The organism is Paraburkholderia sp. SIMBA_030 (assembly GCF_046535245.1).
Lineage (GTDB): Bacteria > Pseudomonadota > Gammaproteobacteria > Burkholderiales > Burkholderiaceae > Paraburkholderia.
Map to the genome: position 1 here is coordinate 1 of NZ_JAWRXB010000245.1, position 312 is coordinate 312.

Here is a 312-nt window from a genome sequence, read left to right on the forward strand (position 1 = left end):
GATCTGGGCGATGGCAGAATGCGATCAAGACGGTATCATTCGTGCGCTTGCTAGCTGGAAAGGTGAGACGGATGAGCAAGTACAAGCGTGGGACAATATGATCCATGCCAAAGCCCAAACTCACGTAACCAGCTTTGTTCAAAGTGGCTGATATGCGCTTGTTCTGACCATTCAATCGTCAGCGTTGTATCATCAAAAGAGACGGATAGTGGATGGATATCTTTTGAGACACTCAGTAAATCAAAGCTACGCTCGCCAGTGTGCGGATGAAAAGCCGATGGGCAGTTATCACGCAGCCAGATATAGTGATAC

Annotated in this window: 1 protein-coding gene; it reads right to left on the reverse strand. The window is 47.8% G+C overall.

What is annotated here, in order from left to right:
* Positions 1–50: 50 nt before the first annotated feature.
* The gene (locus SB772_RS39850; RefSeq protein WP_410838497.1) at positions 51–302 is read right to left on the reverse strand and encodes a gamma-butyrobetaine hydroxylase-like domain-containing protein; all 252 of its coding nucleotides are present in this window, start codon (positions 300–302) and stop codon (positions 51–53) included.
* Between the last annotated feature and the right edge of the window lie 10 nt (positions 303–312).